This window comes from Labedaea rhizosphaerae (genome assembly GCF_004362825.1).
In the GTDB taxonomy this organism is placed as follows: Bacteria; Actinomycetota; Actinomycetes; order Mycobacteriales; family Pseudonocardiaceae; genus Labedaea; species Labedaea rhizosphaerae.
Map to the genome: position 1 here is coordinate 1,379,459 of NZ_SNXZ01000002.1, position 24,775 is coordinate 1,404,233.

General features: G+C 69.0%; 24 protein-coding genes. 12 read left to right on the top strand and 12 right to left on the bottom strand.

The window, feature by feature from the left end; all coding sequences use genetic code 11:
• Positions 1 to 31 precede the first annotated feature (31 nt).
• Entirely contained in the window at positions 32 to 1,780 is a 1,749-nt protein-coding gene (locus EV186_RS15805) for an ABC transporter ATP-binding protein (RefSeq protein ID WP_208115611.1), read from the bottom strand.
• Positions 1,781 to 1,864: 84 nt separating this feature from the next.
• Here EV186_RS15805 and EV186_RS15810 point away from each other — a divergent pair, with 84 nt between their 5' ends.
• Both EV186_RS15810 and EV186_RS15815 read left to right on the top strand, forming a co-directional pair.
• On the top strand, positions 1,865 to 2,275 hold the full coding sequence (locus EV186_RS15810; RefSeq protein WP_133849968.1) for a MarR family winged helix-turn-helix transcriptional regulator: 411 nt from the start codon (positions 1,865 to 1,867) through the stop codon (positions 2,273 to 2,275).
• A gap of 13 nt (positions 2,276 to 2,288) precedes the next feature.
• Positions 2,289 to 2,936, top strand: coding sequence for a hypothetical protein (locus EV186_RS15815; RefSeq protein ID WP_208115612.1), 648 nt, complete (start codon positions 2,289 to 2,291; stop codon positions 2,934 to 2,936).
• Here the strand turns inward: EV186_RS15815 and EV186_RS15820 are convergent.
• Both EV186_RS15820 and EV186_RS15825 read right to left on the bottom strand, forming a co-directional pair.
• Complete coding sequence (locus EV186_RS15820; protein WP_133849969.1) at positions 2,903 to 3,463, bottom strand: GNAT family N-acetyltransferase; 561 nt, start codon at positions 3,461 to 3,463, stop codon at positions 2,903 to 2,905. The genes EV186_RS15815 and EV186_RS15820 overlap by 34 nt on opposite strands.
• A complete protein-coding gene (locus EV186_RS15825; protein WP_243754053.1) occupies positions 3,460 to 4,356 on the bottom strand; it encodes an aminoglycoside phosphotransferase family protein in 897 nt (298 codons plus the stop codon). Before EV186_RS15825 ends, EV186_RS15820 begins: the two co-directional genes overlap by 4 nt.
• Positions 4,357 to 4,415: 59 nt before the next feature.
• Here EV186_RS15825 and EV186_RS15830 point away from each other — a divergent pair, with 59 nt between their 5' ends.
• The 3 genes from EV186_RS15830 (at position 4,416) to EV186_RS15840 (ending at position 7,178) form a co-directional block, all read left to right on the top strand.
• Complete coding sequence (locus EV186_RS15830) at positions 4,416 to 5,045, top strand: alpha-ketoglutarate-dependent dioxygenase AlkB (protein WP_133849970.1); 630 nt, start codon at positions 4,416 to 4,418, stop codon at positions 5,043 to 5,045.
• Between the two features lie 628 nt (positions 5,046 to 5,673).
• A complete protein-coding gene (locus EV186_RS15835; RefSeq protein WP_166659187.1) occupies positions 5,674 to 6,678 on the top strand; it encodes a serine/threonine protein phosphatase in 1,005 nt (334 codons plus the stop codon).
• Positions 6,675 to 7,178: a DinB family protein gene (locus EV186_RS15840; protein ID WP_243754054.1), complete on the top strand. Its 504-nt coding sequence runs from the start codon at positions 6,675 to 6,677 to the stop codon at positions 7,176 to 7,178. Before EV186_RS15835 ends, EV186_RS15840 begins: the two co-directional genes overlap by 4 nt.
• A 61-nt stretch (positions 7,179 to 7,239) precedes the next feature.
• Here the strand turns inward: EV186_RS15840 and EV186_RS15845 are convergent, their stop codons facing one another.
• The 6 genes from EV186_RS15845 to EV186_RS15870 all read right to left on the bottom strand — a co-directional run bounded on the left by EV186_RS15845 (position 7,240) and on the right by EV186_RS15870 (position 14,039).
• The gene (locus EV186_RS15845) at positions 7,240 to 8,787 is read right to left on the bottom strand and encodes a DHA2 family efflux MFS transporter permease subunit (RefSeq protein WP_133849971.1); all 1,548 of its coding nucleotides are present in this window, start codon (positions 8,785 to 8,787) and stop codon (positions 7,240 to 7,242) included.
• Positions 8,788 to 8,961: 174 nt separating this feature from the next.
• Positions 8,962 to 9,561, bottom strand: coding sequence for a GTP-binding protein (locus tag EV186_RS15850; protein ID WP_133849972.1), 600 nt, complete (start codon positions 9,559 to 9,561; stop codon positions 8,962 to 8,964).
• Positions 9,542 to 9,922 (bottom strand): DUF742 domain-containing protein, encoded by a 381-nt coding sequence (locus EV186_RS15855; protein ID WP_133850287.1) that lies wholly within the window; start codon positions 9,920 to 9,922, stop codon positions 9,542 to 9,544. The genes EV186_RS15850 and EV186_RS15855 overlap by 20 nt, the downstream gene beginning before the upstream one ends.
• Positions 9,922 to 10,371: a roadblock/LC7 domain-containing protein gene (locus EV186_RS15860; protein WP_133849973.1), complete on the bottom strand. Its 450-nt coding sequence runs from the start codon at positions 10,369 to 10,371 to the stop codon at positions 9,922 to 9,924. The genes EV186_RS15855 and EV186_RS15860 overlap by 1 nt, the downstream gene beginning before the upstream one ends.
• Before the next feature lie 14 nt (positions 10,372 to 10,385).
• A complete protein-coding gene (locus EV186_RS15865) occupies positions 10,386 to 13,040 on the bottom strand; it encodes an ATP-binding protein (RefSeq protein ID WP_166659188.1) in 2,655 nt (884 codons plus the stop codon).
• 420 nt (positions 13,041 to 13,460) lie between these two features.
• Positions 13,461 to 14,039, bottom strand: a complete 579-nt coding sequence (locus EV186_RS15870) for a DinB family protein (protein ID WP_133849975.1) — start codon at positions 14,037 to 14,039, stop codon at positions 13,461 to 13,463.
• Positions 14,040 to 14,208: 169 nt separating this feature from the next.
• Between EV186_RS15870 and EV186_RS15875 the strand changes: the two genes are divergently transcribed.
• From EV186_RS15875 to EV186_RS15895, 5 genes are read left to right on the top strand one after another with little or no spacing between them, the layout of a single operon-like run.
• A complete protein-coding gene (locus tag EV186_RS15875) occupies positions 14,209 to 15,654 on the top strand; it encodes a flavin-containing monooxygenase (protein ID WP_133849976.1) in 1,446 nt (481 codons plus the stop codon).
• Positions 15,647 to 16,234 (top strand): acetoacetate decarboxylase family protein, encoded by a 588-nt coding sequence (locus EV186_RS15880; RefSeq protein ID WP_133849977.1) that lies wholly within the window; start codon positions 15,647 to 15,649, stop codon positions 16,232 to 16,234. The genes EV186_RS15875 and EV186_RS15880 overlap by 8 nt, the downstream gene beginning before the upstream one ends.
• Complete coding sequence (locus EV186_RS15885; RefSeq protein WP_133849978.1) at positions 16,231 to 17,172, top strand: pseudouridine synthase; 942 nt, start codon at positions 16,231 to 16,233, stop codon at positions 17,170 to 17,172. Before EV186_RS15880 ends, EV186_RS15885 begins: the two co-directional genes overlap by 4 nt.
• A gap of 4 nt (positions 17,173 to 17,176) precedes the next feature.
• Positions 17,177 to 17,941, top strand: a complete 765-nt coding sequence (locus EV186_RS15890) for an isocitrate lyase/PEP mutase family protein (protein WP_133849979.1) — start codon at positions 17,177 to 17,179, stop codon at positions 17,939 to 17,941.
• The gene (locus EV186_RS15895; RefSeq protein ID WP_133849980.1) at positions 17,941 to 18,429 is read left to right on the top strand and encodes a DinB family protein; all 489 of its coding nucleotides are present in this window, start codon (positions 17,941 to 17,943) and stop codon (positions 18,427 to 18,429) included. Before EV186_RS15890 ends, EV186_RS15895 begins: the two co-directional genes overlap by 1 nt.
• On the opposite strand, the gene EV186_RS15900 is transcribed toward EV186_RS15895, so the two are convergent.
• On the bottom strand, positions 18,426 to 19,142 hold the full coding sequence (locus EV186_RS15900) for a TetR/AcrR family transcriptional regulator C-terminal domain-containing protein (RefSeq protein WP_243754055.1): 717 nt from the start codon (positions 19,140 to 19,142) through the stop codon (positions 18,426 to 18,428). The two genes, EV186_RS15895 and EV186_RS15900, sit on opposite strands and share 4 nt — an antisense overlap.
• Positions 19,143 to 19,217: 75 nt before the next feature.
• Between EV186_RS15900 and EV186_RS15905 the strand changes: the two genes are divergently transcribed.
• Positions 19,218 to 20,714 carry an FAD-dependent monooxygenase gene (locus EV186_RS15905; protein WP_133849981.1) on the top strand — a complete coding sequence of 499 codons (1,497 nt, stop codon included), beginning with the start codon at positions 19,218 to 19,220 and terminating at the stop codon, positions 20,712 to 20,714.
• A gap of 678 nt (positions 20,715 to 21,392) precedes the next feature.
• Positions 21,393 to 22,961, top strand: coding sequence for a helix-turn-helix transcriptional regulator (locus EV186_RS15910; RefSeq protein WP_166659189.1), 1,569 nt, complete (start codon positions 21,393 to 21,395; stop codon positions 22,959 to 22,961).
• Here EV186_RS15910 and cutA read toward each other — a convergent pair.
• Together cutA and EV186_RS15920 are read right to left on the bottom strand one after the other, a co-directional pair.
• The gene (gene cutA, locus EV186_RS15915) at positions 22,958 to 23,284 is read right to left on the bottom strand and encodes a divalent-cation tolerance protein CutA (protein ID WP_208115614.1); all 327 of its coding nucleotides are present in this window, start codon (positions 23,282 to 23,284) and stop codon (positions 22,958 to 22,960) included. The genes EV186_RS15910 and cutA overlap by 4 nt on opposite strands.
• Before the next feature lie 168 nt (positions 23,285 to 23,452).
• Entirely contained in the window at positions 23,453 to 24,718 is a 1,266-nt protein-coding gene (locus EV186_RS15920; RefSeq protein ID WP_133850290.1) for a cytochrome P450, read from the bottom strand.
• Positions 24,719 to 24,775: the final 57 nt, after the last annotated feature.

Sequence of the window (24,775 nt, forward strand, 5' to 3'; positions counted from 1 at the left end):
CGCGGGTTCGCCGGTGTGGCCGAGGAACCCGTTACACCGCAGCGGTTTCCGGGGCACGGCGGTCGCTGCGCACCAGCTCGGCGTACCGGCCGTCGAGGGACATCAGCTCCTCGTGGGTGCCGCGCTCGACGACCTTCCCCTTGTCCAGCACCACGATCTGGTCGGCACCCCGCACAGTGGACAGGCGATGGGCGATGGTGATCGTCGTGCGGCCCTCGGACAACGCGTCCAGCGCCTGTTGCACGGCCTGCTCGGTGCCGGTGTCGAGCGCGCTGGTCGCCTCGTCCAGCAACAGGATCGGCGGGTCGCGCAGGATCGTGCGGGCGATGGCCAGCCGTTGCTTCTCGCCGCCGGAGAAGCGGTAGCCGCGCTCCCCCACCACCGTGTCGTAGCCGTCGGGCAACGACATGATGTGGTCGTGGATGCTGGCCGCGCGCGCGGCGCGGTACAGCTCCTCGTCGGTCGCGTCGGGCTTGGCGAAGCGCAGGTTCGCCGCCACCGACTCGTGGAACAGGTAGGTGTCCTGCGAGACGACGCCGACCGCGTCGGCCAGCGCCGCGAAGCTCAGCGACCGCACGTCGACGCCGTCGATGGTGACCGCGCCGCCGGTCACGTCGTACAACCGCGGCAGCAGGTAGCTCAGCGTTGTCTTGCCCGAACCCGTCTCACCGACGATGGCCAGGCTGGAGCCGGCGGGCACCGTGAGGTCCACGTGCGACAGGGTCGGCGTCTCGTCGTAGCCGAAGCTCACGTCGTCGAACCGCACGTCGCCCCGCACCTCGCCGAGCGCACGCGGCTTCGCGGGTTCCTTGATGTCGACCGCGAGGTCCAGGTACTCGAAGATCCGCCCGAACAGCGACAACGAGGTCTGCACGTCGACACCGGTCCGCAGCAAGGACACGGTCGGGCGGAACAACGTCATCTGCAGGGTGGTGAACGCGACCACCGTGCCGATCGAGGTCACGTGGCTCAGCCCGGCGGTCAGGTAGATCACCGCGGGCAGCGCGGACATCACGATCTGGATGGTGGACTGCCGCCAGCGCCCCGCCATGCTCGACCGGACCTCCAGGTCGGCGAGCTCGTCGGAGGCGTCGGTGAATCGGCTGGTCAGCGCGGGCGACTGGCCCATGGAGCGACCGAGCAGGACACCGCTGACCGACAGCGATTCCTGGACCATCGCCGACAGCCCGGCGAGCTTGCGCTGGCGCTCGCCGGCGATCCGGCGCCGCTCGGCGCCGACCTTGCGGCTGATCGCCACGAACACGGGGAGCAGCAGCAGCGACACGACGGTCAGCCGCCAGTCCAGCACCAGCATCGCGACGATGGTGGCGAGCACCGTGGTCAGGTTGGAGACGATCGAGGTCGCGGTCGAGGTGACGACGGACTGCATGCCCCCGATGTCGTTGGCGATGCGCGACTGGATCTCACCGGTGCGGGTGCGGGTGAAGAACGCCAGCGACATGCGTTGCAGGTGCCCGTACACCGCGGTGCGCAGGTCGTGCATGACCCGCTGGCCGACCGTGGTGGAGATCAACGTCTGCAGCACGTCGAACACGCTGGTGATCACCGCGACCGCGACCATGCCGGCGACGAGCGCGGCCAGCAGTCCGGTGCGGCCGTGCGGGATCGCCACGTCGAGGATCTCGCGCAGCAGGAACGGCGACGCCAGCGCCACCAGCGACGACAAGATGATGAAGAGCCCGACGACGGCCAGCCGGCCTCGGTACGGGCGGAACAGCCGGACGATGCGCCCGATCGGCGCCTTTGGTTCCTCGCTCACTCAATCCCCTCTCATTTTCGGACGTAAGCTCAAACAGAGGTTACCTCACCTTTATTCCTCTCAACACTGAGTTACCCTCACGCCGTGGACAGCGAACTCGCCGACCTCGTCCACCGCGTGGGTCGCAGGCTCAAGCACGGCTACGCCGCCGGGTTCGCGCCGCTGGGGTTGAGCCCAGGTCAAGCGCGGGCCCTCGGCGCCATCGCGCGCGCGGGCGAGCCGCTGCGGATGGTGCAGCTTGCCGACGCGCTGCGGATCGCGCCGCGCTCGGTCACCTCGGTGATCGACTCGCTGGAGGAGGCCGGCTTCGTCCGCCGGGACGTCGACCCGGCCAACCGGCGCTCGACCCTGGTCAGCCTCACCCGCGAAGGCCAAGATGCGGTGACCGAGGTCGCGGAGATCCGTCGCGACGTCGCGACCCACACGTTCGGCGTGCTGACCGAGGAGCAGCAGGGCCGGCTCGCCGATCTCCTGCGTGCGGTCGACGCCGACTAGTCCGGAGGTAGTCGTGCCCGTTCCCCCGCGCGAGGGCCGCGGCCCCATGCGCAACCGCGTGACCCCGATGGGCGACATCGTGGCCGTCGAGCTGCGTGGCGCCTGGTGCGGCAACCGCGGGGTGCTGCACGAAGGCTTCGACGTCGTGCGGTTCCACCGCAGCCAGCTGTGGATCACGTGTGCGCTGCGGTTCAAGGACTGGCGGCTCGCGCAGTGGGAGCCCAGCCACTTCACGCTGCTGTTCTTCCACGACGAGGCCGTGTCCTTCGCCGCGGGCCACCGGCCGTGCGCCTTGTGCCGCCGCGCCGACTACAACGCCTACCGTGCGGCCTGGGTGGCCGGGCTCGGCGTGGCGCAGCCGTCGGCCAAGGAGATGGACCAGCAGCTGCACAGCGAGCGCATTGTCCGGGGCACACACCGGCGGCGCCTGCACCCCACGCCGTGGCGGGACATCCCGGAAGGCGCGTTCGTCGCTCTCGACGACCAGCCGGCGCTGGTGCTGGACGACGCGGTCGTGCCCTGGACCACCGAGGGCTACGGCACGGCGCGATCGCGGCCGCGGACCGGGTCCGCCGACCTGATCACGCCGCCGGCGTCGGTCGCCGCCTTGCGCGCGGGGTACGAACCTCAGCTCGACCCGTCCGCCACGGCGCACCGCTGACGCCACCGCTCGATGTCGATGTAGTACTCCACCTCGCCGTGCTCCGTGCCGGGGATCGGGTCCGGCCAGTCGACGACGAACGTGCGCACGTACTCCAGGCCGGCCTTCTCCATGACCCGCCGGGATCGGGCGTTGACGGCCATGGTCTGGGCGATCACCCGTTCAGCGCCGTCGTCGAAAGCCTTGCGCAGCAACGCTTTCGCGATCTCGGTGCCGTAACCGCGACCCCATGCCGCCCGCACCAGGCGATAGCCGAGCTCGTACGTGCTGAACCCCTGGAAGGTCAGTTCACCCCAGCCGAGGAACGCGCCGGTCGCGCGCTCGATCGCCGCCCAGTAACCGCCGCCGTCCACGTAACTGCCCAGGATCGATGGCAGGGTCTTCTGCTCGACGTCCTCGCGGGTGCGGGGCTTGCCGGTGTCGAGGTAGCGCATCACCTCGGGGTCGCCGTCCAGCGCCACCAGCTTGTCCACATCGGACTCGGTGAACCGGCGGAAGCGCACCCGCGCGGTGTCCGGGACGGTCATCGCGCCACCTCCAGCAACTCGTCGACGACCTGATCACGGCCGTCGGACAACCGGCCGATCGCGTGGAACGTCGCGTTGACCTTGGTCCACTCGTACAACCGGTCACCGTCGAGGCCACAAGCGACCGCCACTCGTTCGCATCGTGCATCGATTCCTTCCCGGCCTGCGCCGTCGACAACCAAGTCGAACGCATCGAAGCACGGGTCACCGACACAAACCTTCGGGTCGATCGCGACCAGGCCGTCGGCACCACCGTCGAGGGCGTTGCCCAGGTGCAGGTCCCCGTGCAGCAGGACGGTGCGCGACTGGGTGTCCAGCAGCCGACGGCACCGCTCTTCGGTGGCACGCCACAACTCCCCGCTTACGTTCGCGCCGATCGCGGGCTCCGCCAAGCGTTTGCCGATCCGCGCGAGCGATTCCTCGCACCGGGCGCGCAACGTCCGCGTCAGGCCCTCGGGCGGCGCGACGGCATGCAGGTCGGCGAGCAGGCCGCCCCACAGCCCGGGCAGCGACTCCGCCGGCAGGTGCTCGGCTTCGGTCCCCGGCCTGACTTCCGTCAGCACCACGGCACCCTGGTCCTGGTCGGCGGCGAGCACCGCGGGCACGCGGCCGGATGCCCCGAGCAGACGCAGCATCCAGACCTGGTCGCCGAGCAACGCGCGGTCCGGGCTCAGCTTCAGCACGGCAGGCGTGCCGTCGGTCCACTCGCACCGGAACACCACCGAGGCCGCCCCGCCGGCGAACAACTCCCCCAGCTCCATCCCCCAGCGCCGCGAAACCCGTTGCGCCACAGCGGGAACCTCGTCGATCCAGGACCGGACCCCCGGCCCGAACCGCTCCTCGATCCAGCGGAACACCTCGTCCACACCCACCTCCGCCGTCCACGATCGCACGGTCGGCAACTCGAATTCGGCTCGAACGCCTGTTCGAGAGGTGGTGTACAGTGGTCGCCATGCCCGAAGCACTGCAGGCCAGCCTGCTCGACGTGACGGACGAGGTACGCCTCGCTCCGCTCGCGAGCTCGGTGCGCCGCGTGCCGTTGAGCGCGGGCGCGTGGATCGATCTCGCGCCTGGCTGGCTGTCCGGTGCCAGTGCGCTGTTCGAACGACTCGCGGCCGACGTGCCGTGGCACGAGGAGCGGCGCGTGATGTACGACCGCACCGTTACCGTGCCGCGACTGCTGAGCTTCTACGGTGAGGGCGACCCCTTACCGCACCCGGTGCTCGACGAGGCGCGGGACGCGTTGAGCGCGCACTACGCCGGCGAGCTCGGCGAGCGGTTCCGCACCGCCGGGTTGTGCTACTACCGCGACGGTCGCGACAGCGTGGCCTGGCACGGCGACACCATCGGCCGGGGCAGCACCGAGGACACCATGGTGGCCATCGTGTCGGTCGGCGCGCCGCGAGCGCTGCTGTTGCGCCCGCGCGGAGGCGGGCAGACCATCCGGCACGGCCTGGGTCACGGGGACCTCATCGTGATGGGCGGCTCGTGCCAGCGCACCTGGGAGCACGCGGTGCCCAAGACCGGCAGGCCGGTCGGCCCGCGGATCAGCATCCAGTTCCGCCCGCGCGGCGTGCGCTGACCCGTGTGACGGCGCATTCCGGATCGCCCGCGCCAACCACCACTGCGGCCAGACAGCGCCGAGCCTCACCACGAGACCAAGCCAGCTGCGCCGCTGAGGCCCGCTACCAACGAGACGTGGCGGCAACGGGTGCCGCCGAAGCCCGGGCAATTTCGAGCGCAAGCCGGGCACCACGCGCGCTGTCAAGCCTCACCGGCACAAGGCCAAAGCAGTCACACAAGCCCGCTGAGGCCCGGTGCCAACGAAACCCAGGCCGCAACGGCAAACCGGTGCCGCCGAAGCCCGCACCACCCCCACTGCAAGACGCACACCGCGCCACTGACGACCAGCCGCCAGCGAGACCAAGCCGCACCGACATCGCCACCCAACTCGAGACCCACCCGGACCAGCGGGCACACCGGGCCGAAGCAGGGGACACACCGGGTCGGAGCAGGGGACACACCGGGTCGGACGAGGGGACACACCCGGCCTGAGTGTGGGACACACCCGGAATGCGTGAACCCCGCTACCAGGCCGAACCGCAACTCCGTCAGGTGGGTTCCGGACCACAGGCCAGGCCAAGCCGCGACCGCACCAGGTCATGGTCTGCACGGCGGCCACACGCTGGGACCGCTGGAATGATCGTGGAATGGGACCTCATCGGCAGGACCGCCACGCGCAGCTCTCAACCAGACTTGCGTCGTGCAGCGACATCGAGCTCGCCGCACTCGCGCCCGTCGACCAAGCCATCGGCGTGGGCGGCGGGTCCGGAGTGGCCGAACTCGACGGGCTGCCGGTGTTCGTCAAGCGGATCCCGCTGAGCGACCGGGAAGTCGAGCGGCCGCAGTGCACGGCGAACCTGTTCGGGCTGCCGGTCTTCGCCCAGTACGGGGTGGGCGGCCCGGGGTTCAACGCCTGGCGTGAGCTGGCGGCGAACCAGGCGGTCACCGACGCGGTGCTGGCCGGGGAAACGACCGCCTTCCCGCTGCTCCACCACTGGCGCGTCCTGCCGGGACGTCCGGCGCTCGCGGACGAACACGCCGACCTCGACTCGGTCGTCGCCGCGATGGCGGGTGATGCGGCCGTGCGTGCCCGGCTCGAAGCGTTGGCGGGCGCGACGCACAGCCTCGTGTTGTTCTGCGAGTACCTGCCGGTGGCGATGGACGACTGGCTGGGCGACGATCCGGTCGGCAAGGCGGAGCTCGTCGAGCGGCAGTTGGCGGAAATCGTGGCGTCGTTGCGCCGTCTGGAGTTGCTGCACATGGACGGGCACTTCGGGAACATGCGCTGCGACGGCGACCGGATCCACCTGACCGATTTCGGCTTGGTCACGTCGCCGCGGTTCGAGTTGTCCGCGGCTGAGCAGGATTTCGTGCACCGCAACGCCCGGCACGACGCGGGGTACGCGGCGATGACGTTGGTGAACTGGTTGGTGCGGGCGGTGTGCCTGCCGGACCGCGGGATCCCGGAGCGTTACGAGTACGTGCGGCGCTGCGCCGATGATGGCGTGGCCGGCGACGTGCCGCCCGGCGTGGCCGCGGTGCTCGGCCGGCACGTACAGGTCGCCGCCCGGATGAACGACTTCTACTGGAGGGTGTTCGGCGGGGACGTCCTTGCCGAGTACGCGGATCCGTACGTGGAGGTGGCCGGGTGATCGAGCGGGAGCGGGAGTGGCCGTCGGCGGACGTCGGCGTGCCCGAAGCGATCATGGCGTTCTTCCGGTTCCTGCACACGACGTGTGTGAACAAGGTGGCCGGGTTGACCGAGGAGCAGGCCCGCACCGCACCGGTCCCGACGTCCGATGTGGTCAGTCCGCTGGGGTTGGTCAAACACCTGACCGCGGTGCAGCGGCAGCACTTCCAGCGGCACATCGGCGGGAGTTCGTTGCCGTTGCTGTGGGGCGCCGAGGACACGACGCTGGACTTCCGGGTCGGTCCACAGGAGACGATCGAGTCGGTGGTCGCCGCGTTCGACGCCGAGTGGGTGCGCTCGCAGGAGACCCTGGCCGCGGCCGACTGGGCCGCCACGGTGAGCGTCTACGACCGGCCGGTCCGGGTCGGCCGGCTGGTGGTGGACGTCCTGCAGGAGACCGCACGGCACGTGGGACACCTGGACATCGTGCGGGAACTGATCGACGGCGCCACCGGGGAATAGCCTGCCCCGCAAAGAAAAGACCGGCCGTCCCCGAGGGGACGGCCGGTCTTTTCGGCCAGGCTCAGTGGGTGAGCATCACCGGCGGTGCCTCGGTGGCGTCGCCGTCCGTGCTGGGCGCGGGGGCGGGCTTGCGCCACGGCAGCATCATTGCCGGGATCAGGCACAGGGCGATCAGGATCGCCGCCCACGTGAAGGTGTGGGCGAACGCGTCCGTGGCCAGGGTCGGCGCCTGGGCGTGGGTCGGGAACCTCGGGTCGCGGATGGCGACGGTCGCCACCAGCTGGCCCTGCTCGGTCGGCACGCCGAAGCGGGTCGCGAGCAGGCCGGCCAGGATGACCGACATGATCGCCGAGCCGATGGCACCCGCGGTCTGCTGGACGATGTTCAGCGTGGTCGACGCGTTCGGCACGTCCTTGTGGGTCAAGGTCTGCAGCGCCGCCGTCATGATCGGCATCATCGTGAAGCCCATGCCGAGGCCCATCAGGAACAGCGTCCCCATGATCTGCCAGTAGTTGGTGTCGGCCTCGATCTGGGTGAAGATCGCCATGCCGACGATGATCAGCCCCAGCCCCGGCAGCACCAGCTTGCGCACGCCCGCCTTGTCGGCCAGCCGGCCCGCGATCGGCATGGTCACCATCGCGCCCAGGCCCTGTGGGGCCAGCAGCAGACCGGCGTGCAGCGCCGACTGCTCCCGCACCAGGATGAAGTACAGCGGGAACAGCAGCATCGCGCCGAAGAACGCGACGGCGAAGAACGTCATGGTGATCACCGACGAGGCGAACACCTTGTTCTTCAACAGCCGCAGGTCGATCAGCGGGTTCTCGAACCGCAGCGCGCGGAACACGAAGCCGGCGATCAGCACGACACCCGCGAGCATCGGCAACCACACCTTGGTGTGGCTGAACCCACCCGCGCTCGGCACGTTCGACACGCCGTAGATCAGCAGCGCCACGCCGGGCGAGAGCATCAGCATGCCGGGGAAGTCGAACTTCTTCGCCCCCTCCGGGTTGTCCTTGGGCAGCACCCGCCAGGCCAGCACCAGCGCCACGATGCCGATCGGCACGTTGATGAAGAAGATCCAGTGCCAGCTGAACGAGTCGACCAGCCAGCCACCGAGGATCGGGCCGCCGATCGGGCCGAGCAGCATCGGCACGCCGAGCACGGCCATCACGCGGCCGACCCGGGCCGGGCCCGCCGCCTGGGTCATGATCGTCATGCCGGCCGGCATCAGCATGCCGCCGCCGAGACCCTGGATGACCCGGAAGAGGATCAGCGACTCGATGTTCCACGCCATGCCCGCGAGCACGGAGCCGACGAGGAACATGAAGATCGACAGCATGTAGAGGCGCTTGGTACCGAAACGCTGGCACGCCCAGCCCGTGACCGGGATCACGGTCGCGAGGGCGAGCATGTAACCGGTCGCCACCCACTGGATGGTGTCCAGCGAAGTCTTGAACGCCTGGCTCAGCGCCTGCAGCGCGACGTTCACCACGGTGACGTCCACGATGGACATCACAACGCCGAGGACGACGACGCCCGCGACCTTGAGCACGCCACGGTCCAGCTTGTCTGACGCTGGGCCTGCGGATATATCGGGTTGTGCGGTCATGAGGTCCGTTTCGATACAAGGCCGTGTCATGGCCTGGCGAGCAGTCCGTGGAGCCCCCAGCCGTCCCCCGAACGGCGGCTCATCTTCAGTGTGCCCGAACCCACCGACAATTTCCGCTCATTTGTGCATGAATGCACAAGCTAACGATTATCGTGATCAATCAGGCACACAACGTCATCGACCGACCGTCCCCAGTGGACTCGGCGCCTGCCGCCCGAGTTCGCCCAGCGCGTGCCCCGACGCCACGATCAAGGTCTGCTTGGCCGACTCGCGCAGCCGGGCGTCGACGGTGACGACCGGCACCCGCGGATCGATGGCCAGCGCCTCGCGGACGTCGTCGGCCGTGTGCTGGTGGGTGCCCGCGAACTGGTTGATGGCCACCACGAACGGCAGCCCGCGGGACTCGAAGTAGTCGATCGCACCGAAGCAGTCGGTGAGCCTGCGGGTGTCGACGAGGACCACGGCGGCCACGGCGCCGCGCGACAGGTCGTCCCACATGAACCAGAATCGGTGCTGGCCCGGCGTGCCGAACACGTACAACACCAGGTCGGCCGCCAGCGTGATGCGGCCGAAGTCCATCGCCACCGTCGTGGAGGTCTTGCCTGGCGTCGCACTGAGGTCGTCGACGTCCATGCTCGCGGCCGTCATCACCGCCTCGGTGCGCAGCGGCTGGATCTCCGACACGGCGCCGACGAACGTCGTCTTGCCGACCCCGAACCCGCCGGCCACCACGATCTTGGCCGACGTGGTCCGCTCAGAGCGCACGAAGTCCACCGAGCACCCGTTCGATCAGGTCACGGCGCTCGTCCCACGTCGCGTCACCGCTCAGCGTGGCGTGCACCGAAACAAGCCCCTCGTCGACGAGGTCGCCAACGAGCACCCGGGCCACGCCGATCGGCACGTTCAGCAGCGCGGCGATCTCGGCGACCGACCTCGGCTGCGTGCAGAGGTTGGCCACCGACCACAGGACGCTGGTCTCCTCGTGCCGCCCGGTCCAGTCGGACATCGTGGTCTGGATCAGCGCCTCGAGCGCCAGTTCGACCGTCGGCCGGGTCCGGCCGTCGGTCAGTGCGTACGGACGGGCCAGCGCCGCGGGCTTGCCCGCGGGTCTGGCATCAAGGGGGTCCGCGGTCATCATGTACTCCTGGCTCCAGCCGCCCCCACCGGCCCGCGCATCGGCGTGTCGATCACCTTGCCGACCCGGTCGACGAGCAACGTCATCTCGTAGCCGACAAGGCCGATGTCGCACCCGGGCGCGGCGAGGACGGTCAGGTTGGACCCGTCGCCGACGCTCATCAACATCATGAAGCCGTGCTCCATCTCGATGACCGACTGCACCACGCGGCCCGCGGTGAACAGGTCGGCGGCGCCCACGGTGAGGCTGGACAAGCCGGACGTGAGGGCGGAGAGCTGGTCCGCGCGGTCACGGGGCAACCCGTCGCTCGCTGCGACGAGCAACCCGTCGGCGGACACCAGGACGGCGTGCGCGACTCCCGGCACGTCCCTGGTGAACTCCGATACCAGCCAGCCGAGCGAAGGCTGCTGCTCCTGGCGCTGCTGGTGACCCGGCCCGCTGCTGGTCATGTGCCCCTCCTCCATCACCGCTTGTCCGGCTCTGCCTTGGTGCGCTGGCGTGCCCTGCGCATACCTTCGTAGTGGCGGGACAAGTTGTTGCGTATCGCCGCCGGATCGCGGAAATCACCGCGATCGGTCGCGGTCCCGCTGCCCTTGCCGCCCGGGGTCGCCGGGCGTGCAACGTTCTGGTTGTTCGGTTGTGCGTTGGTCAACGCGCCCGGCGCGAGCCGGGCCCCGGGCTTGCGCATGGGCAGCCCGGCCGACGTGGTGCCGCCGACGGGCGGCGGCGGTGTGGGGACGGATTTCGCCGGCGGGCCGACCGCCTCGCCAGCGGCACGCCAGGCGGCGTCGGCCGGGGTGTGCCACACCGGCGGCTGGGGCGGCTCGTCCTCGTCCACCGGCTCCGGGGTGAACCACCGGGACGCGAGCTGGTCGAAGATCGGCGTGGCCGGCGGGCGGCCGGGCGCGGTGTGCCCGTTGGTGGCCGTCGGCGCGGGGTTGCGCGGTGGGACCGGCCGCGCGTGCAGGCCGGAACTCGGCTGGAACGTCGGGTTCGCCTTCACCGTGGGCAGCGGCTGCGAGACCGCGGGCGCCGGGGCGGGCGCCGGGATGTCCGGCAACAACGGCTGCGACGGCTGGGTCGACTGCAGCGGCTGCATCGGCTGCAGTGACGGCATCGACTGCGACGGTTGCAATGGCTGCGATGGTTGCGTTGAGGGCGGGACCGGTTTCTGCGAGTGGCGGGACTCGGCCTCGGGCCCGCGTTGCGCGCCTTCGGCGTCGGTGCCGCCCGCGACGATCAGGTCGCCCGGCACGTGCACGCTCGCGGTGATGCCCGTCTTGCCGGCGGTGGACGTGGTGGACCGCAGCCGCACGGTCACACCGTGCCGCTCGGCCAGCTTGCTGACCACGAACAGGCCCATCCGGCGGGTGGTGTCCGGGTTCGCGGCGCCGGTCGCGGCGAGCCGTTCGTTGGCCGCGGCGAGGTCCTCGGCGGTCATGCCGAGACCGCGGTCCACGACCTCGACGAGCAGGCCGCCGTCGGTGCCGCGGTCGGCGGTCAGCAACACCTTCTGGTCCGGCGGGGAGAACCGGGTGGCGTTCTCCAGCAGCTCGGCGAGCACGTGCACGACGTCCGCGGCGGCGTGACCGCGCAGCAGCGCGGACGGCGCGCGCCCGACGCTCACCCGGCGGTAGTCCTTCACCGCGGACGTGGCCGCGCGCAGCAACTCCACGACGGTGACCGGGCCCTGGTCGCGGCGGGCGGGGGCGCCGCCCGCGAGCACCTGCAGGTTCTCGCCGTTGCGGCGCAGGCGGGTGGCGAGGTGGTCGAGGCGGAAGAGGCTGTCGAGGCGTTGCGGGTCCTGCTCCTGCGACTCCAGCGTCTCGATCTCCGAGAGCTGCAGTTCGACCAGCGACTGGCTGCGCCGCGAGAGCGTCATGAACATCTCGCTGACCTGGCGGCGCAGGTCGGCCTGCTCGGCGGCCATGCGCACGGCCTGGCGGTGCATCTCGTCGAAGCCGCGGGCGAGCTGACCGATCTCCTCGTTCGAGCTCACGCCGACCGGTTCGATGCGGGACCAGTCCACGGCCTCGCCGGCGATGATCCTTTGCACGGTCTCGGGCAGCTCTTCCTCGGCCGCCTTGCGCACGGCGCGGTGCAGCCGGCCGATCGGGCGGACGATCGAGCGGGCCACCAGCAACGCGATCACCAGGGCGACCAGCAACGCGACGACTACGATGATCCCGTCGCGCAGCGCGCTGTTGCGGGCGTCGGTGGTGCCGGCGGTGATCTGGTCGGCGAGGGTGGTGACGTAGCCGTCGAGGATGCCGTTCAGGCTGTCCAGTTCGGACTCGATGCCCGGCAGCAGCCCGCGCAGCTCCGCGGTCAGGTCGATCGACAACGCCGAGTCGATCACGTCGTGGCGGCTCGGCGCGCTGGTGGTGGCGTCGGCGAACGCGGCCGCGGTGTCGCCGTGCACGGCACGCGAGAGCTGCTGTCCGAGCACCGTCTCCTCGGAGGCGGCGCGCTGCGCGCCCTGGATCGTCACGGCCGGGATCGATCCGGACTCGACCGAGCGCAGCAGGCCTTCCTCGACCGAGAGCGTGGACTGCAACTGCAGCAGCAGGCGCACCGAGTTGGCCGCGGTGTCCAGCTCGCTGCTGTTGGCCGAGGCGACCACGCCGGTGACGACCTCGCTGAGCTGGCCGACCACCTCGTGGTAGCCGGCTGAGGTCGTGACCGGGTCGGCCCGGCCCGCCGAACGCAGCGCGCTCAGCCGGCCGATGGCGGCGCTGAGCGCGCGGCCGACCTCCGGGGGCAGCCCGGCGTGGTCGGCGGCGTTCTGCACTTCCGTGCTCTTCTGGTCGACCGCCGCGGCCCGGACCTTGATGTCCAGACCTTCCGGCGGGGTGGCGGCGACCGCGGTGATGGTTTCCTTGTCCACCAACCCGGCGAGCTCGATGACGCCGCGCAGGACGGTGACCTGGTCACGCACGGAACTGAGCCGGCTGGCCTCGTCCCATTGCGAGCTGACGCGCATGCCGCCGAGCCCCAACGCCACGACCACGGGGATCAGCAGGACCACGGCGACCTTCGTGCGCAAGCGCCAGTCGTCGAGCCATGACGTCCACGAGAACCGTCGAGCACGCTGTTCGGCGGGCTGTGGTTCGACCATTCGTGCGGCCTCCGGTGCAACGCTCGGTACTGAGGTCCGTGCGCCCCCGTGCCCTCGGACAACCCCCTCCATACGTCCGGGCGCGTTCACTCGACCGGACGCATCGCGACACCCTTGTCGCGATCCGGTCTGCACACAATCGGACTAGCGTTGCCTTGTCAAGCCTTTCGAGCAGTGGTGCTCTTCTCGTCTTTCCCCAAAGGGAAATGCGCTTCACGGACCGTGTTGCGGCAGGCACCCGACGTTGCGAAATCGCCATCGCGCCAACGAAAACCCAAGATCACTGTGGTCGAGGACACGTGCCGCCGGATAACCAGAAGCGCGCACGTCCGGTGAAGAAGCAACGTCCATTGATCATTTCGGATCCCATATTTACCAATAGGGCCGAAAGCCTCTGGGAATTGCGGAGCCGGAGCATGATCACCCCGGCTGGGCCGCCGGGCGCCACGGCTTCATCCACGGGCTCTCCGGCCAGCCTTCGGCGGCGGCCATCAACGGGTACGCGGTCGCGCCGTCGACGTGCTCGCGGACGATGTCGGCGTGCCCGGCGTGGCGGGCGGTCTCCTGGATGAGATGCAGCAGCACCCACCGCACCGACCACGAGCCCTCGTCGGGGAACCAGGGAACGCCCTTGGGGATCGGCACCTCGGCGCCGAGGTCGGCGAAGCCCGCCACCACGCTCTCGGTGCGCGCCGCCACCTTGTCGTAGAACGCGAGCACGTCGGCGAGCGTCTCGTCGTCGCCGAGCCGGAAGTTCGCCATGTACTGCTCGGGGTCCATGGCCTGCGGCTGCTGCAGGACGGTGTCCATCCAGCCGTCCTCGGTGTGCGCCACATGCTTGATCAGCCCGCCGACGCTCAGCGTGCTCTCGGTCGGCGTCGCGCGCGCCTGCTCGTCGGTCAGGCCGTACGCGGTCAGGCGCAGCACGTAGCGCTGGTGGGCGAGGTAGTTGACCAGCCCTTCGCGTTCGTCGGCGATGGGGAGGACGTTGCCGGGCATGGTGGCACCTCTCGGTCGGGAAGCTGGTGGTCGGTCGGGAAGCTGGTGGTCGGTCGGGAAGCTGGTGGTCGGTCGGGAAGCTGGTGGTCGGTCGGGAAGCTGATGGCGCCATCGTCGCGCGACCCACCGACAATTTTCGGCGGCCGGACGGCCCGGTTACGGTGAGCGCATGCCGGGACCATCGGTGCTGATCGTCGGGGCGGGCTTCGGCGGCCTCGCCATGGCGCTGGAGCTGCGCAAGGCCGGGCTGACCGAGTTCACCGTCCTGGAGCGGGCGGACGACCTCGGCGGCGTCTGGCGGGACAACACCTACCCCGGGGCCGGCTGCGACATCCCGTCGCCGCTGTACTCGTTCTCGACGGTGCCGAACCCGGACTGGCCGATGCGCTTCTCCTTGCGCGAGGACATCCACGACTACATGCGGCGGGTGGTCGACGAGCACGGGCTGCGCCCGCACCTGCGCTTCGGCGTGGCGGTCGAGGCCGCGGCCTACGACGAGGCCGAGGCCGAGTGGGTCGTCACGACCGGCACCGGCGAGGTGCTGCGGGCCGACGTCCTCGTCCCCGCCGTCGGCCAGCTCTCCCGCCCCGCGCTGCCGGACATCCCCGGCATGGCGGGCTTCCGCGGCCCCGCGTTCCACTCGGCGCGCTGGGACCACGGGGTCCCCCTCGACGGCAAGCGGGTCGCGGTCGTCGGCACCGGCGCGAGCGCGATCCAGTTCGTGCCGCACGTGGCCCGCGAGGCGAGCCGGCTGACGGTGTTCCAGCGGTCGGCGCCGTGGGTGCTGCCCAAGCCCGACGTCCGCTACCGGCCCTGGCACAAGCGGTTGTTCCGCCGGCTCCCGCTGACCCGGCTGGTCGAGCGGTTCGCGATCTGGCTGCTGTGCGAGGTGCTCGCGCTGGGCCTGGTCGACCTGCCGGTGCTGCGCAAGGCGGTGGCCTGGCTCGCGGGCTGGCACCTGCGCCACCAGGTCGCCGACCCCGGTCTGCGGGCCAAGCTGACGCCCGACTACGCGCCGGGGTGCAAGCGCGCCTTGTTCTCCAACGACTTCTACCCGGCCATGACCCGGCCCAACGTCGAGCTGGTGACCGAGAAGATCACCGAGATCACCACTGGTGGTGTGCGCACGGCCGATGGCATCGAGCACCCGGCCGACGTGATCATCTACGGCACCGGCTTCGCCGCCTCGGAGTTCCTCGCGCCGATCGCGATCCGCGGGCGCGGCGGCCGCGCCCTGGCGGAGGCCTGGTCGAACGGCGCGCGGGCGTACCTGGGCATGACCGTGCCCGGCTTCCCGAACCTGTTCCTCATGTACGGGCCGAACACCAACCTCGGCGTCGGCTCGATCATCTACATGCTGGAGTCGCAGGCGCGCTACGTCGTGGACCTGCTGCGCACGGTGCGCCCCGGTCGCGCGCTGGAGGTGCGCGCCGAAGTCGCGGACCGGTTCGACCGGGAGATTCAGGCCCGGCTGCGGCGCTCGGTGTGGACGCTGTGCTCGAGCTGGTACCGCGACCAGGCCGGGCGCATCACGAACAACTGGCCGGGCACGGTGACGGCGTACCGGGTGAAGACCAGGCGCGCCGAGCGATCGGACTATCACGAACATGGCTGATTACCCGCCGTCCCCTTGGCGGCTCGTCGGCGACGCCTACCTGTCCGGGTGGGTCCTGGATGAGCTTCCCGCTGTGCCGCAGGGAATCCGTCCGATCGAGTTCGGTGGTCGCGGGCTGGTCGTGACCGCGTGGGTCGACTACCGCCACGGCGGGGTGCTGGCCTACCGGGAGCTGATGGCCACCGTGGCCGTCCACAACGGACACGGCATCGGCGCGTGCATCACGCACATCTGGGTGGACAGCCCCGTGTCGCGGGCCGGTGGCCGCGCGTTGTGGCACATCCCGAAGGAACTCGCCGAGTTCTCCTTCGGTGAAAGCCTTGTGGCGGAGTCGATCGCTCGGGCGGTGTACCGGCCGGTGGCGGGCTTGCCGGTGCGGCTGCCGGCCGCGTTCTCGGTACTGCAGGACGGGCCAGTGCGGGACGGGCCGCTGGTCAGCCCGGTGCGGGTGCGGGCGAAACCGGTGGCCGCACGGTCGGCCTGGCAGGTGGACGAGGACGGCCCGCTGGGGTTCTTGCACGGCCGCTCCCCCGCCTTCAGCGCGATCGCCCGCGACTTCCGGATGCGGTTCGGCCGGTGAGGCGCAAGCTGACCTCGCCGCTGCCGCAACGCCACGGGCTCGACGCGGCCCGCCTGCGGCTGCCCGCCGCGGGCCCGTGGGCGACGATCCGCGACCACCTCGTCGAACGGCTGCCGATGGTCGAGCCGGACCGGATCGACCAGATGCTCGCGGCCGGCGAGATCGCCGGCGAGCACGGGCCGATCGCGCCGGACGCGCCGTTCGTGCCGCACGGTGTCGTGTGGCTGCACCGGGACCTGCCGCAGGAGGTGCCGGTCCCGTTCGAGCTCGCCGTCGTGCACCGCGACGAGAACCTGCTGGTGGTGGACAAGCCGCACTTCATGTCGACCATCCCCCGGGGCAAGCACGTGCTGCAGACCGCACTGGTGCGGCTGCGCACCGAACTCGGCCTGCCCGAGCTGAGCGCGGCCCACCGGCTCGACCGGGTCACCGCCGGCCTGGTGATGTTCGTGATCCAGCGCGAACGCCGGGGCGCCTACCAAACGCTCTTCCGCGATCGCAAGGTGCGCAAGGAATACCGCGCGATCGCTCGGTACGACCCCGAGCTGGAACTGCCCCGCACCGTGCACAGCCGGATCATGAAGGAGCGCGGTGTCATCACCGCGTGCACCGTGGCCGGTCCGCCGAACGCCGAGACCCGGATCGAGCTGCTGGAGCACCGCGACGGCCTCGGGCACTACCGGCTGCTGCCCGCGACCGGCCGGACCCACCAGCTGCGCTTGCACATGAGCGAGCTCGGCATCCCGATCCTCGGCGACACGTTCTACCCGACGTTGCACGACACCCCGCTCGACGACTTCCGCCGGCCGTTGCAGCTGCTCGCGAGCGTGCTCGAGTTCACCGACCCGGTGACCCGCGAGCACCACCGGTTCGAGACCTGCCGCTCGTTGCGCGCGTGGACGTCCATCGAGGACTGGGAGACCGGCGCCTTAGAGTGAACTCATGACCGCCGAGAAAGCCGCAGCGCTGCTGGAGCTGCACCGCGCGCCCGAACTGCTGAAGGTCGTGAACGTCTGGGACGTGGTGTCGGCGAAGGTGATCGCCGAGCTGCCCGGGACCAAGGCGCTGGCCACGGCGAGCCACTCGATCGCCGCGTCGCACGGCTACCCCGACGGCGAGAAGATCCCGGTCGAGGAGATGCTCACCGCGATCGGCCGCATCGCCGCGGCCACCGACCTGCCGGTCACGGCGGACCTCGAGGCCGGTTACGGCGACCCCGGCGAGACCGTGCGCCGCGCCATCGGCCTGGGCGTCGTCGGCGCGAACCTGGAGGACCAGGTCAAGCCGCTGCCCGACGCCGTCGCCGCGGTCGAGGCCGTGGTGCGGGCAGCCGAGGCGGAGGGCGTGCCGTTCGTGCTGAACGCGCGGACCGACGTGCTGCTGCGCGGCACGACGCCGGAGAAGCTGGCGGACGCCGTCGAGCGGGGCAAGGCGTTCCTGGACGCGGGCGCGCCGGTCGTGTTCGTGCCGGGTGTGCTGGACGAGGCGGCGGTGACGACGCTGGTCGAGGCGTTCGGCCCGCGGCGGCTGACCCTGATCAAGCTGCCGGGCTCGCTGCCGTTGCGGCGCATGGAAGAGCTGGGCGTGGCACGGGTGTCCTACGGCCCGTTCAGCCAGCGGATCGCGCTGACCGCGTTGGCGGAGTTCGCCGAGGACGTGCTGGGCGGCGACGGCGACGTGCCGCAGGGCACCCGCATCCTGAACTGATGGCGGAGACCCAGCGGGAGCCGGTGCCGCGCGTCGACACCGGTGAGCTCGACACGGCGTTGGCGTTCCTGTCCTTCGCCCGGCACTGCGTGCTGAAGAAGGCCGAAGGGCTCGACGAGGAGCAGCTGCGCCGGGTGCTGGTCGACAGCGGCACGTCGATCCTCGGGCTGGTCCAGCACCTCACCGATGCCGAGCGGTGCTGGTTCGGCCACCACCTCGCCGGTCGGCCGTGGGCGGGCGACTTCAGCATGGTGGTGCCCGCCGACCGGCCGGCCGCGGACGTGCTGCGGGACTACCGCGACGCGATCGAGGAGAGCGACCGGCTGATCGCGGCCGCGGGCGACCCGGAGGCCCGGTTCGCGATCCCGGTCGAGGGCAACCACCACACGCTGCGCTGGGTGCTCGCGCACATGACCGGCGAGACCACCCGGCACGCCGGGCACGCGGACATCCTGCGTGAGCAGATCGATGGGACGACCGGGCGTTAGATGCGCTGCGCGATGCCGTCGAGCAGGCAGGCCAGGCCCAGTTCGAACTGCTCGTCGGGGCTTTCGGGCACGGCGTCCGCCGACATCATGCTCGTGAACAGCTGGGTGATCCGCGGGTAGAGCGTGGCCGCGTGGCCCGCGTCGAACCACTGCTCGGCCACCGCCTTCACGTCGTCGATCGAACGGAAGTCGTTGGCGCGCCACATCTTGCGCTCTTCGGCCTGCTGCAGGGCCGAGCCCAGGACGTGCCCGTCGACCAGCTGGGCGAAGCCGCGTGCGGTCGGCAGCGCGACGCCTGCCTTCTCGAACACCGCGAGCAGGAACTCCTGCTTGCGCAAGGAGTTCGGCCCGGCGGGCGGTCTGCTGTGGACCAGTTCGGCGAACCACGGGTGCCGGCCGGTCATGGCCCACGACGACCGCGCCACCGCGAGCACGTCGGCCCGCCAGTCCGCCCCCGGCTCGGCGGGCACGTCGACCTCGGCCATCGCCGCGTCCAGCATCAGGTCGACGAGGCCGTCGCGGTTGTGCACGTACCGGTAGAGCGACATCGGCGTGGACGAGCCGACCGCGGTCGCCACCGCGCGCATGGTCACCGCGTCGGCGCCGCCCTCGTCGCCCAGGGCGATCGCGGCGCGCACGATGCCGTCGCGGTCCAGGCCCCGCTGGCGGCGCGGCGCCTCGGGCAGCAACCAGATCGGCGGTGTCACACCCATCGGCCACCTCCTTGTGTACATCGTACAGTGCGTGTACAACGTACATGTACGTTGTACACGCATGAGGGGGTCGACATGACCAAGACCGGAGTCCTGATCGTCGGCGGTGGCGTCACGGGCCTGACCACGGCGTTGCTGCTGCAGCAGTACGGCACGCCGTTCCTGCTGGTGGAGCGGCACGCGGGCACGTCGCCACAGCCCAAGGCGCGCCGGTTCAACCAGCGCAGCATGGAGGTGTTCCGCCGGCTCGGCGTCACCGACGCGATCGGCGCGGCGAGCAAGGCCCTGGCGAACTTCCAGGGCATGCTGACCGGCGCGACGCTCGCGATGGCGACCTGGCCGGAGCTGACGCCGAACCTGACCGAGCGGATCGCCCAGCACGCCGCTTTCGCCGAGCTCTCCCCCGAGCCGAGCGTGCTGTGCCCGCAGGACGTGCTCGAGCCGGTCCTGCGCGACGCCATCGATCCGGCGTTCCTGCGGTTCGGGACCGAAGTGGTGGACCTGCACGACCAGACCGCGGTGCTGGCCGATGGGTCCACAGTGGAATTCGAGTACGTGGTGGCCGCCGACGGCGCCCGCAGCCCGATCCGCGAGCGGCTGGGGGTCGCCCGCAGCGGGATCGGGCACCTGGCGGCCAACCTCGACATCTACTTCCGCGCGGACCTCGCCGAACTGGTCAGGGGTCGCGAGTTCAACCTGTGCTCGATCGAGAACCCGGCGGCGTCGGGCGCGTTCGTGTCGATCAACGGGACCGACCGGTGGTTGTTCTCCACCACCGACGGCGAACGGGACCTCGACCACTGGGTGTCGACCTTGCGCACGGTGATCGGCATCGACGTACCAGTGGAGATCATCAGCATCCTGCCGTGGGAGTCGGGCATGTACGTGGCCGACACCTACCGCGGGGGCCGGGTGTTCCTGGCGGGCGACTCGGCGCATGTCATGCCACCGATGGCCGCGGCTGGGGCCAATACCGGCATCGCGGACGCGGACAACCTGGCGTGGAAACTTGCGTTTGTTCTGAGCGGAGTCGCCGGTGAGGGTTTGCTCGACACTTATCATGCCGAGCGGTATCCCGTTGGATACGCCACCGCGGAGTTCTCCAGCGGGAGCGCTGGGCATCTTGGGGACATGATCAAGAGTATTACCAGCGAGAAGGTCGCGTTTGACATGGGGGCGGCCGTTTTTGGAGCGCAGTATGGCGAGGGCGGGGCGTTTGTGCCGGATGGCCGGAGTGAATCGCCGGTGGATCAGTATGCACCTGGGGGCCGGCCTGGGACTCGAATCCCCCATGTTTGGGTGAAACCCGGGATGTCGTCGTTGGACCTCGTCTCCGGCTTGACGTTGCTTGCCACGGCCGAGGCCTGGGAGATGGCAGCTTCGGCGGCTGGGGTTCGGTGTGTTGCGGTCGACCCCGAGTTCGCCAAGCTTGCCGGGTTGCTTTCGGGTGGAGCCGTGCTGGTTCGGCCCGACGGGATCGTTGGGTGGCATTGTGCCGAGATGCCACCTGAGCCCTCTGCCTTGTTGGCTGATGCTGTTCGACGGGTTACTTTTGCTCAACCTCGGGCGTAATTGTTCAACGCGGACGAGGTTGAAGGAGCAGTCTGGCGTTCACGTGGGTTTGGCCTGCTCGGTGACCTTCACTGGAGGCTTCTTATCGACCATTCAGCCTAGCTTTGTGACATCATTGACGTATGGATCTTGGGGAGCTTCACTCAACGAAGATCCACTTTGCAAACAGGCGCTAGCACCGGGTCTAGGTCTAGCGGGGAAGCCTCTAGACCTAGAGGCCGGGACGGGGTTGGACGGGTTGGTGGTGAAACCCGTACCGCATGGCGCAACCCGGGCCTGAGAGACACAAGATGCCGTCCCCGCAGAGGGAACTACAGAGCAGGCTCGACCTAGCGCCCCCATCGGGCACCGTGCGGACTCCGACAGCCGATTGCTCGACTCAACATCAACTGCTATTGCAGCGTTCCCGCAGGTCAACCACAGGAGCGCCACATTTCTGCATCCTAATCGCCACCCTTTCGGCGCCCTGAGGACGACCGCACGGCGTGCCTTCCTGAGTGGTTGACCAGTTACGCTTGGTGCTTCAGCGCAGGTAGGGCGGGCCGCCGAGGGGTGATCATGGGTCGCGAAGGCCAACGCAGGTCGGTGGAGAGTCGTACATGCGGGTGCGGCACACGGTTGTCGGTGTGGAACCCAGGCACCCGGTGTTCGGCCTGCGAACGCATGCACGTAGAGACGATGACCCGCGACGAGCCGCCGATGATGCCCTACGAGTTCTGGACGTCCCCCCGATTTCGGAGCGCGTTCGAAGCCCGTGACATGGGCAAGATTCTTCGCCTGTTCCGCACTGCTGAGGATCATCACGACCAATTCGGACCGGACGGCATCAGTCAAGATCTGCTGGCAATTTGGCTTCGCACGACGCAAACGCAGATTAGCTTGCTGGAAAACGGCAAATCAGTAGTCGACTCAATGAGCAAGATGATCAGATGGGCTGAGACCCTTTCCATTCCCAACGACTTGCTGTGGTTCGACCTCACTACCACCAACCGCGTTCCCGTTGACCCCAAGCTTGATGATGAGCAAGGGACGCCGAGGCGGGTCGGGCTTGCCGTGGCTCGAAAAGCTGCTGGTCTCAGCCAGGAACAACTGGCCGAAAGGCTTCATGTTGATCGATCGACGATAATGCGTTGGGAATCCGGTCAGCATGTGCCACAACCCTATCTATGGCCAAAGCTGGCAAAGGTTCTTGAAATCTCGCGAGATCGGCTCGCTGAGCTACTGAACAAACCGGCCGGACCCGAATCGGGACCAATTGCAGAACAGTCCGACCGAGGGTACGTCAACAGGCGTGGCTTCCTCGGGACGTCGGCCGGTGCCCTACTGGGATTCTCGGCCGCGATGCATCCTCGACTCCGTTTCAGTGTGGGCGAGAGCGATATCCGCTACTTGTTGGATCGAACCGCTCGCCTGCGACGCTTGGACAACTACCTCGGCGGGCGTGACACGTACCAAACATATCTCTCCGAGCTCACTTCGACGGTGGAGTATTTCGCACACTCAAGCAGCACGGCAGATATTAGAGCACGACTACTTGGCGTCATCTCGGAACAGGCGCAACTCGCCGGTTGGGCGGCATTCGATGCTGGAATGCACGCCGAGGCCACGGGTCACTATCGACGTAGCCTTGACGCAGCGAAAGAGGCAGGCGATGCGGCACTAGCTGGAAACGCGCTCGCCTTCCTCGCCTACCAAGACGTTAGTGCCAGTTCTCCAAACATCGAACTTGCTGAAGCATCTTTCGCTACGGCCGAGAAGCACGCTACGCCGAAGGTTCGCGCACTCCTGCTCGAAAGAAAAGCGCTGACTTACGCCTCTGCCAAGGACGGTTATGCAACTGAAAAAGCACTCTCCGACGCTCGAACCGCACTGAACACAGAAACAACGCGTGCTGAACCGGACTGGGTATTCTGGGTAGACGAAAACGAAATAGACATCATGTCAGGGCGCTGCTGGACGGAACTGGGTCAGCCGTCTCGTGCCATCTCGGTGCTGGATAAAGCTCTGGCCAAGTTCGACAGCACTCAAGCGCGAGACAAGTCTCTGTACTCAGCTTCACTCGCTCACGCCCTGATTGATAACAACGAGATCGAGCGAGCAGCGGCTGTCACGATTGAATGCATTCAACTGGCCGAAGGTGTGGCATCAGTTCGACCAGGCATGCACATTGGCTCGGTTGTCCATCGATTGAGAATGCATCGCGCTCTGCCGAGAGTCGCGGAAGTGTTCGAGATGGCGCAGAACTAAGCGTCAGGACTCACGGTGCGCCGAATCCATTCGAAGTAGGCGTCAGTTCCATGCGTCATTTCGATTGCTGTAATTTCGGGGTTATCCCAGGGATGCTCTGCGAGCAGGTGTTCTCGCAATTCAGCGTACCGCGCTGTTTCGGTCTTCAGAACGATTACCCATTCCTGTCCCTCGCCGAGTTCGCCAAGGTGCCAAAAGACGGTTGTCGCCTGCCCGAGGATTTGCGCACTGGCCGCAAGGCGCTGACCGACAGCAGAACGTGCGATACGGATAGCCGTTTCTTGTGTATCGGCAACTGTAACGACTTGCAGGAACTCAGACATGCCAGCGATTCTAGCCGCTTAGCGTTCATCGGTTCTGGGATGCGATGCGATCAGGCATGGCGGGTCGTCGTGAACGTCCAGCGTTCAACCGCCTGGTGGGTCGCGCAACGGCCGGGGCAGCCGCCACGAACGCAGCACCCACCAACAGCAGCCGCGCGCCAGCACCAGCTACTTCAGCAGGACCGGCAGGGACTCGACACCGTACACAATGGACACCTTGCGGAACGCCAGCTCCGCCGGGTCCACCGCGAGCTTGATGTCCGGGAACCGGTTCACCAGGGCGGGGTAGGCGATCCGCAGCTCCATCCGGCCCAGCTCGGCGCCGACGCAGCGGTGGATGCCGTAGCCGAACGCCACGTGCGGTGACAGCGGGCGGGACGGGTCGACCGAGTCCATGTTCTCGCCCAGGCGTGCGTCGCGGTTGGCGCTGGACAGCGACGCGACGACCACGTCGCCCTTCTCGATGTGGACTCCCCCGATGTCCAGGTCCTTCTTGGCGAACCGCGGGAACGCCACCTGCACGACGGTCAGGTAGCGCAACAGCTCCTCGACCAGCTTGTTGACCTCTTCGTCCGTGCCGGCCGCGGCCTTCATGCACGCGGGATCGCGCAGCAGCACGAGCGCGCCGAGCGACACCATGCTGGCCGTGGTCTCCAGGCCGCCGGTGAGCAGGCCGTCGGCGATGCCGGCCAACTCGTCGTCGGTGAGGTCGTCGCCGTGGTCCTTGACCAGGCCGCCGAGCAGGCCGTCGCCGGGGTTGCGGCGCTCCTTCTCCACGATGTGCTTGAGGTACTCGACCGACTCGGAGATCGCGCCGACCGCGGTGGCCGCGCCACCGAACAGGTCGAAGCGCGCGGTCGACAGGCGCTGGAAGTCGGCGCGGTCCTCGTACGGCACGCCGAGCAGCTCGCAGATGGCCAGCGACGGCACCGGCAGCGCGAACTTCTGCACCAGGTCGACAGGGCCGTCCTCGGCCGCCATGTCGTCGAGCAGCGACTCGACGATCTCCGTGATCCGCGGCTGCAGCCGGCGCAGCCTGCGCATCGTGAACTCGGGCGTGAGCATCTTGCGCAGCCGCGTGTGATCGGGCGGGTCGGCGAACCCGAGGCCACCCGGGTTGCCCTCCGTGATCCCCGCGCTGCCGACCAGGTTGCCGAAGTCGTTGGAGAACGCGTCGTGCATGCTCAGCACCTCGCGCACCTCGGCGTGCCCGCTGACCAGCCACGCGCTGAAGCCGAACGGCGCGTCGAGGTGTTTGATCGGCTCGGTTTCCCGGGCCTGGGCGATCTCCGGCACCGGATCGAGCTCGTCGCGCTTGAGCGGCCACAGCAGCTTGTCGGGCAGCTTCGACAGGTCGAGCCCGTCGCTGCCGACCTTGGCCAGATACCGCCGTCCAAGCCACGCAATGACCCGGGCTCGCAGCCCCCGCAGCATCGTGTTCACCGGCACCCGATCAGCGTAACGAAGTGCGGGCAGCGGCTCCGCGCCCGG